This is a genomic window from Hydrogenovibrio sp. (genome assembly GCF_049975065.1).
In the GTDB taxonomy this organism is placed as follows: Bacteria; Pseudomonadota; Gammaproteobacteria; order Thiomicrospirales; family Thiomicrospiraceae; genus Hydrogenovibrio.
Genome location: NZ_JBNGDN010000089.1, coordinates 1 through 8,205 on the forward strand (window position 1 = coordinate 1; position 8,205 = coordinate 8,205).

The following is an 8,205-nucleotide window of genomic DNA, read 5'->3' on the forward strand; positions in this document are numbered from 1 at the left end:
CTTGTGGAATCAAGGAACAAGCAAGGTCGGTGCAAATTTGTGAAATATTCGGGTTAGACTCATCCAGACAATTGATCTTCGAGTAAACGGCCACACTGAAACGCGCCAGTGCTCACTCGCTTCATTGGGAAAAAACGATGCACCTACACGACATGGAAAAGTTCTCGAAAATCCTCAGTTGGGTTTTTGCTTACTATGAAAAGGACTTAACCGACCTTACGTTTGAAATGTATTGGAGCGGACTGAAAGACTACACCATCGATCAAGTTCAAGATGCCTTCAATGCCCATATGCAACACCCGGAAGAAGGCAAATGGTGGCCGAAAGTCTCCGACATCATTAAGCACTGCAAAGGCGGCACCCAAGACAACGCTCTGCGCGCCTGGAACGAAGTCGATACCGCCATTCGCCGTGTGGGGGCCTATCAAGACGTGGTTTTTCACGACCCGTTGATCCATCACATCATTCACAAAATGGGCGGTTGGGTGGCGCTCTGCAACATCCCCGATGAAAAATCGCTGGTGTTCAAAGCCAATGAATTCAAAAATGCCTACCGCGCCCTCTACGGAACGCCAGCACAAAACCAACCCCCGGTTGAACTGACGGGCATCGTCAATGCCGAAAACAGCCGTTTGAAAAATCCGCGCAAGAAACCGCCCGTACTCATCGGCGACCCCGACAAAGCGCGCGAAGTCATGAAACAGTTGGTGCCGCCCAGCAAGCTGATCACCATTAGCCAGGCCACTGAAAAAGTGGCCGAATCCCTCTCCGCTGGCGCTGCGCCTAAATCACCGAAAGACAAACCCAATCACGCCTGAGGTCTCGTATGCAGATTCGTTTTGAAACGCAAGTCGCCGAAACCCTTTCCATCCATGAAGCCATTTTCCTCGGCTGGCTGCAACACAGCTACAACCACGCCCCCATCAAAACGGATGAACTGGAAGCGCTGTTTGCCTTCTGGCGTGACGAAGTCCTGTACAAAGTGCTGCTCAAACTCGAAGAACGCCAAATACTGCAAGTAAAGCGCAACCAACAGGACTACTGCCTCTTTCAGATCAATCCGAAAGCTTATCAAGCCCACACCGGACTGACGCTGCCGACCTCAGCCGTTCGACCCGCTGGCGACGCCCTGCTGGACGACAATCTCAAAAAACACCTGCAACGTTTTCAGGGAACCGACTCGGTTTTGCACAATAAGTTATCGCAGCTGGTGCGCTCGCAAAGCCAAGTCATGCTCAATTACGCTCAGGAGGAAGGCTTGTCCGCCCAAGCGGCACAGGCCAGCCTGGACAAATTTCTGCACTATGTCGCCGCCAACCCCGACCGTTTCTGGAACAGTGACTTGGAAGCCTACTGGCGCTTTTGGATCAGTAACAGCAAAGACAAGCAGACGGCTCACTCCGGCCTTGGAAAACGCGCCGCCATTGAAAAGTCCGTCGAGCACGCGGCGCACAACTGGCTCAAACGCAAAACCGAAGACGCCCAGCGCTACGCCTCGGTCAAGATCACCCACGAATAATGCGCCAGCCGCCGCGCTGAAGAACGGCACAAAACAACGCAATATTGACTAGGCTAGGATTGACCAGGCCTGGGGAAATCCTCAGCATCAATGAGCCTCGGGCAAAGCACGCTCGTGTGATTCAGCCACAAAAAAACCCGCCGAAGCGGGTTTGATGAGCCGCGCCTATCGTCCCTGACAGGCGTCCATCCCTGGCTCGATCAGGATGGAAAATAAAGTGACTGAAACGCTCGAAATTTCGAGCGCCCAGCAAAGACATTACTTATAGAGATAACCAGTGATACCGGCATACCAGCCGTGTGCCGATTTCGCTTCTTTCGCATAGCTGCCATCTTTCGGGAAGAGGCCGCCGCTGGTTTTGACAATTTTGCCGTTTTCCAGCTTGTAACCTGCGGCGACAGAAATCCCGTAATCCGGTGCCACCAATGAATAACACTGATTCCCCAGCGTCGCACCGGCATTTGCTTTATCACCTGCCATTAAAGCCGCCACGGCCGCGCCACAGACCATCCCCTGCGAGTTAGCGGAGAAACCGGATTTCGGCATCGGCGAGGCGACACTGGCATCCCCCAGCACATGAATGTTCGGCACCAACGTCGATTCAAAGGTTTCCTGGTTGATTGGACACCAGCCGGACGCATCCGTTAACCCCATGCGTGCCGCGGTGGTATTGGCTTTCTGCAATGGAATGTAGTTCACCACATCGGCTTTGATTTTGGTTCCGTTGGCCGTCACCACTTCCAATGTCTTAGGATCCACGCGCGTCACTTCACCTCCGTTGGATTTCGACACCCACTCAATCATGGCATTATCGGAACCAAAGCCATACTGTTCTTCCCAACCGGCGGTAAACATCCCCTGTTTCGAGAATTTGTCTTTTGAATCCAGAATAATCAATTTCGCCTTAGGCTTATGCTTTTTCATAAAGCTGGCAATCATACTGGCACGTTCATAAGGCCCTGGAGGGCAACGGAAAGGATTTGGCGGTGCCGCCAGAAGCATGGTGCCGTTTTCCGGCATGGCCTGTAATTGCGATTTCAAAATCAAGGTTTGATAACCGGCTTTCCAAGCGTGTGGCACCTGATAGGTGGTGGACTCATCCAAGCCTTCAATCTTATCCCAACGGAAGGAAATGCCCGGTGAAACCACCAGACGGTCATAGGGGAGCGGCTGAGAGGCCATGGCCAGACGAACGGTCTGTTTATCAGTATCCACACCGATGACTTCGTCAATCACCACCTTAATGCCGTGTTTCTGCTCCAGCGTTTTATAGTTAAAGGTGATATCGCCCATATCCACAATGTCGTCCAGCACCCAGTTGCTGCCGAAGCAGGTCGAGTAATCGGCATTTTTCTCAACCAATGTAACCTCGATGTTCGGATTGGCTTTCTTGATGTTTTGAGCGGTGGATACCCCGCCTGGGCCGCCCCCACCACCACCACGCGCCCAGCCGATTTACCGGATTTCGCTGTGCTGGAGGCCGTGGAAGTGGTGCTGCAACCAGCCAATATACTGGCTCCCGCGACTGCGCTCAGTTTTAACAGGTCTCTTCTTTTCATGTACCGTTTTCCTCTTTTTTTATGTATTTTCATGGTTTCTTCACATTGCATTTTGCCGTTGCCTGCTTGCTTCTCGCCAAACCCAGACAAAGAAGGCTCAATGGATACGGGAAACAACTTAGCTAGACGAATAGGAATTTAACAAATAGTATTTACTTATGCCGGATAAACCACATGAATAGAATGGGTAAAAAAATTCAAGCGCCGGATACCAACGCTAGATTTCGCTTATAAAAAAACCCTATAAAAACAACTACTAATATAAGAGGAATCAACCAGAACCGTTAAAAAAAGAAAAGAATCAATAACTTATAAGAAAACACTTATATAAAAAAATTTATGGACAAGCACCATAACGACAAGAAAAAATCAAGCTTCCACCTCTTCACCACCGAAACGAAATTCCACTCGATTACGCCCAGACTGCTTGGCATGATACAGTCGCTCATCCAAACGCTGTTGCACGGATTTTGGCGAATCGTGCGGCTGCAAACCCGCGACACTGATACTGATGGTAAAGCGAATCTCCTGCACCCAATGCGTCTCCGCAACGCCTAGCCGAATGCTTTCCGCCTTTTCAACTGCTTGTTCAAGCGTGACATTCTTGAGAATAATGGCAAATTCCTCACCGCCCCAACGAATCAACTCATCTTCTATACGAATATGACGCCGCACATAATCCGTTAAACTTTTTAAAATATCATCTCCGACCAGATGACCATAGGTGTCATTGATTTGTTTGAAGTGATCAATGTCGTAAAACAGGATCGCGACCGGTTCCCGACGGTCATATTGCTGAATCAACCAGAACAGCTGTTTGTTAAAATAACGACGGTTAAAGGCGCCGGTCAACTCATCCATTTCACTGTTGCGTTTGATGACCTTATTGCTTTTGCGCAACGCCTCCACCTCTTCAATGGCGGTGAGTAGACGCAAACTGTATCGCTGCAAAATCCAACGGAGCACCCACAAAAACACCCCCAAAGCCAGAACACTCAAGACCACCTGCGCCCACATATCGCGCAGGTAATCGTCATAAACGTCCGAAACATCCTCCATCATCTGCAGCTTTGCGACCGGCTGACCATCAAAGTCGCCAAGTGACATATCCGACAACACTAAATAGGTTCGACCGGCAGAATGCACTCGCTGAGTCAACTGCCGGGTATCATCAAACGCGAGCGTTTTAAAAGGCGCATCCGCATGCACCATCGAATAGTCACCGATTTTCGGAAAATAGCGATAGTCTTGAGTATCCGGTAACTGATCGCTTCGAATCAATAACCGTGTCTGAACGCCGGAATAATGCGACAACTGCTCAACAAAATAGTCCAACCCCACCCCGACTTCCAAAAGCCCGAGATAATGGTTATCCGCATCGTACAATGGCGTCACGACTCGATACCCGAACCCATCCTGGCCAGACTCAAACCCACGAACGGTTTGCCGATTTTGACTGGCGACCGCCACCATGTTTCGAAACCCGCTCAAGTCATTCTGTGGTGCATCCGGTGCCTGCATTCGCAAGAAAGAGTGATTATTCGCGTCAATAAAATGCAAGGTCAGCAAAGCGGGCTGGACGGTTTTCATCGCCTCAAATTCATGCTTGAGCAAACGATACAGTTCTTGACGCTGCCCAAGTCGAACCTTCTCGGTAATTTCGGGATTCATCGCATAATGCACCAGCATCAATTCATAAGACTCATCCACTTGGCGCTCCAAATCGTCAACCGTATAGCGCAATGTCTCAGACAGACTCTGCACCTTATCATCAAAACGTTTCTGCGTTTGATCCAGCCCCCAAAACAGCTGAACCGACACCAAAAGCATGGCCAATAATGCCAGCATCACAAAGTAGGTTCGCTGTTTTGTCGCTAGCGCGCGCGTATTTAAATCGGACATGAAATCACCTGATTATTTATCAACCTCATTATAAAACATATCCAAAATCAAAACAGGATTGCGCTGCTAACGGTCAAAACCGTCTACTATTAACGTTCCCCTCTTGAAACCGACCGGACTTTAAGGTTAAATTGAATGCAACCTTGAACTCAAGACCCAAATGAGCACCGCAAAAAATACACACTTCAATCACAAAGGTGAATAAATTGTATGTCTGTTAGCCTGATTCGTTCGATCTTGACACTGTTTGCCTTTATGACCTCCATAACCATGACCGCTTGCGCTAAGGAGCCTAATATGCCAAACACCCCAACCCCTTCGACTCAGACAGACACCATCGTTTTTGGCATGGGCTGTTTTTGGGGTGCCGAAAAACGCATGAGCGAAATTCCCGGCGTCATTGACGTTGAAAGCGGCTACGCCGGTGGCGATGATGAAAACGCCGGTTATGAGGCCGTGCTCGGGCTGGAAAAAGAAATTCGTTACGGTAAAACCGATAAGCGTAATCATGCCGAAGTCATTAAAGTCACTTTTGACCCGAACAAAGTCGATCTGAAAACCCTTTTGGCGCACTTCTGGGAGAATCACAACCCCACCCAAGGTGACCGCCAAGGCAACGATGTCGGCTCCAATTACCGCAGCGCCATCTACACCCACAACGATGCGCAAATGGCCACCGCCAAGCAAACACAGGCCGTTTATCAAACGGCTCTGACCCAAGCCGGTTACCCGGAAATCACCACGGAAATTGCGCCGCTTCATAACTACATCACCGCCGAGGAATACCATCAGGATTACTTGCAAAAGAACCCCAATGGTTATTGCGGTTTGGGCGGTACCGGCGTGAAATACCCGAGCGACGATCAGTCGCCCATGCCAAAAAGCGAACCGCCTGCCCCGCGCTTGCAAGGCGACGCTTTAAACCCGACACGTCAATTGGTGGTGTTCGAATCCGAGGACTGCGCTTTCTGCCAGCAGTTCAAAACGGAAATTCTGAACGACTGGCAAGCCGATGTGGCCGTCACCACCACTCTCAACCCGAATCCACCGGAAGGCTGGGCACTGGAAAAAGCCCTGTTCGCCACCCCCACCATCGTGTTGTTTGAAAACGGCCAAGAAGTTTCGCGCTTCACTGGCTATAACGGCGACAAGGCACGTTTCTGGAAATGGATCGGTTATCGTCTGTTAACGCCGGATCAGCGCCGCATCGCCTTTGAGCAAGGCACCGAACCGGCCTTTACCGGTTCGCATCTCGATGAAAAACGCCCCGGCACCTTTGTGGACCCCATTACCGGTGCCGCGCTGTTCCGCAGCGACACCAAATTCGACAGCGGTTCCGGCTGGCCCAGCTTTTTCAACCCGGTGGAAGGTGCCATCACCGAACATGAAGATTTCAGCCATGGCATGCACCGCATTGAAGTGCGCAGCGCCAGTTCCGGCATTCATTTAGGTCACGTCTTCAACGACGGCCCACCGCCGACCTATAAACGCTACTGCATCAACGGCAATGTACTGAAATTTGTACCGGACAGCGCCGCTGCTCAAACGAACCAAACGGAGTAATAAACAGCATGCGCATGGTCATTCTCGGCGGCACAGGCCTGGTCGGTTCCCACTTAAAACCCTTTCTTGAACAACAAGGGCATGAGGTCAAGGCTTTCGGTCAAAGCGCGTTCGAACCCGAGTTCGACTTGGCCGCTGAACTCAACGGATTGGATGTCCTGATTCAATTGAGCGGAACCAATATCGGTCAGCGTTGGACGCAAACACACCAGCAACGCATCTGGGACAGCCGGGTGGATCTCAACCAGCGTCTGGCCACCCTATTGGCCTCACTGCCCGAACCGCCAAAACGCGTCATCGCCGCCTCGGCCATTGGATTCTACCCCGAGTCCGACTGCGAGCATCCATTGGATGAATCCCATTCGAAAGCCGGAGAAAACACCTTTGGCGATTTAGTCCAGGCCTGGGAAAAAGCACTCGCCTCCCTCGCGCCGCCAGAACGGCTGCTGACCTTCCGATTCGGCGTAGTGCTGGCGTCCAATGGCGGAGCCTTGGGCAAAATGTTGCCCGCTTTCAAACTCGGACTCGGCGGCCCGATTGCCGGTGGGCACCAGTGCTTTTCATGGGTGCATATTGATGACCTGTTACACGCCTTTTCGTGGGCGCTCCAGCATCCCGAGCGGCATGGCACCTTCAACCTGACCGCCCCGCAACCGGTTTCACAAGCCGAGTTTGGTCGTCAGTTGGCGCATCAGTTGCACCGCCCTTTCTGGCTGCCGGTGTTTCGCTGGCAACTGACGTTACTGCTCGGCGACGGTGCGCAAGTGCTCACCGTCAGCCAAGCCGTCATTCCCACGAAATTAACCGAAGCCGGTTTCCGCTTCCAATACCCCACCTTGAAGGCCGCACTGGCGCACCTGTTCCCCTAGCCATTTAGCCTGCTCGACCAGGCCTGGACAATTCGCCAGGCCTGGCACATTGTTCGTTTTTTGGAAACAGTCTTTTCGCAAAGCATTGATTCCCAATCGCTTTCCAACCGCGTAACCTATTGTTAAGCTTTCACACTTTGAATTAAATAATCATTTCAAGACCCATTACAAGTACATTCAAGAACCAAAGGAGCTTTCCAATGAACACCTTAACTTGGCTTAAACGCACCTTTTTAGCGACCGGTCTAACCGTCGCGTCTGTCACCGCCGCCTTGGCCGCACCGGTCAATTACCAAATCGATACCAAAGGCATGCACGCCTCGGTGAACTTTAAAATTCAGCATCTGGGTTACAGCTGGCTGACCGGGCGTTTCGACCAGTTTGGCGGCACCTTTGTGTACGATGCTGAAAAGCCATCCAACAGCCAAGTGGATGTCACCATTGAGACCGACAGCGTCAACACCAACCACGCAGAACGAGACAAACACCTGCGAAGCGACGACTTCCTGAATGTGAAAAAATTCCCGCAAGCGCAATTCGTCAGCACCTCGGTGAGTGAAAACGCCGACAAAACCCTGACCATCAAAGGGGATTTAACGTTGCACGGTGTCACCCAACCGATTGAAATTCAAGCCAGCAAAGTCGGCGAAGGCAAAGACCCATGGGGCGGTTATCGCGCGGGGTTCAGCGGCAGCACCCAAATCAAACTGGCGGATTACGGCATCACCTACGACCTCGGCTCCGCTTCCACGCAAGTCTACTTCCAACTCGATATCGAAGGCATCCGCCAGTA

7 protein-coding genes are annotated in these 8,205 nt (G+C 51.4%); 5 read left to right on the forward strand and 2 right to left on the reverse strand.

Annotated features, from left to right (window positions below):
- The first annotated feature begins 137 nt into the window (after positions 1 to 137).
- A complete protein-coding gene (locus tag ACP5D0_RS09090) occupies positions 138 to 818 on the forward strand; it encodes a DUF6475 domain-containing protein (protein ID WP_472365427.1) in 681 nt (226 codons plus the stop codon).
- 8 nt (positions 819 to 826) lie between these two features.
- Entirely contained in the window at positions 827 to 1,519 is a 693-nt protein-coding gene (locus tag ACP5D0_RS09095) for a hypothetical protein (RefSeq protein ID WP_472365428.1), read from the forward strand.
- 258 nt (positions 1,520 to 1,777) lie between these two features.
- Here the strand turns inward: ACP5D0_RS09095 and ACP5D0_RS09100 are convergent, their stop codons facing one another.
- Both ACP5D0_RS09100 and ACP5D0_RS09105 read right to left on the reverse strand, forming a co-directional pair.
- On the reverse strand, positions 1,778 to 2,974 hold the full coding sequence (locus ACP5D0_RS09100; RefSeq protein ID WP_472365434.1) for an FCSD flavin-binding domain-containing protein: 1,197 nt from the start codon (positions 2,972 to 2,974) through the stop codon (positions 1,778 to 1,780).
- Positions 2,975 to 3,447: 473 nt separating this feature from the next.
- Positions 3,448 to 4,980, reverse strand: a complete 1,533-nt coding sequence (locus tag ACP5D0_RS09105; protein ID WP_472365429.1) for a sensor domain-containing diguanylate cyclase — start codon at positions 4,978 to 4,980, stop codon at positions 3,448 to 3,450.
- Between the two features lie 297 nt (positions 4,981 to 5,277).
- Between ACP5D0_RS09105 and msrA the strand changes: the two genes are divergently transcribed.
- The 3 genes from msrA to ACP5D0_RS09120 all read left to right on the forward strand — a co-directional run.
- Positions 5,278 to 6,543, forward strand: coding sequence for a peptide-methionine (S)-S-oxide reductase MsrA (gene msrA / locus ACP5D0_RS09110; protein ID WP_472365430.1), 1,266 nt, complete (start codon positions 5,278 to 5,280; stop codon positions 6,541 to 6,543).
- A gap of 8 nt (positions 6,544 to 6,551) precedes the next feature.
- Positions 6,552 to 7,412: a TIGR01777 family oxidoreductase gene (locus tag ACP5D0_RS09115; RefSeq protein ID WP_472365431.1), complete on the forward strand. Its 861-nt coding sequence runs from the start codon at positions 6,552 to 6,554 to the stop codon at positions 7,410 to 7,412.
- Positions 7,413 to 7,612: 200 nt separating this feature from the next.
- Positions 7,613 to 8,205 (forward strand): YceI family protein (locus ACP5D0_RS09120; RefSeq protein WP_472365433.1); only part of this gene is annotated, 593 nt, incomplete at its 3' end.

Coding starts and splice junctions, on each gene's coding strand:
- ACP5D0_RS09090 (WP_472365427.1), top strand. CDS start 138: ATGCACCTACACGACATGGAAAAGTTCTCGAAAATCCTCAGTTGGGTT.
- ACP5D0_RS09095 (WP_472365428.1), top strand. CDS start 827: ATGCAGATTCGTTTTGAAACGCAAGTCGCCGAAACCCTTTCCATCCAT.
- ACP5D0_RS09105 (WP_472365429.1), bottom strand. CDS start 4,980: ATGTCCGATTTAAATACGCGCGCGCTAGCGACAAAACAGCGAACCTAC.
- msrA (WP_472365430.1), top strand. CDS start 5,278: ATGCCAAACACCCCAACCCCTTCGACTCAGACAGACACCATCGTTTTT.
- ACP5D0_RS09115 (WP_472365431.1), top strand. CDS start 6,552: ATGCGCATGGTCATTCTCGGCGGCACAGGCCTGGTCGGTTCCCACTTA.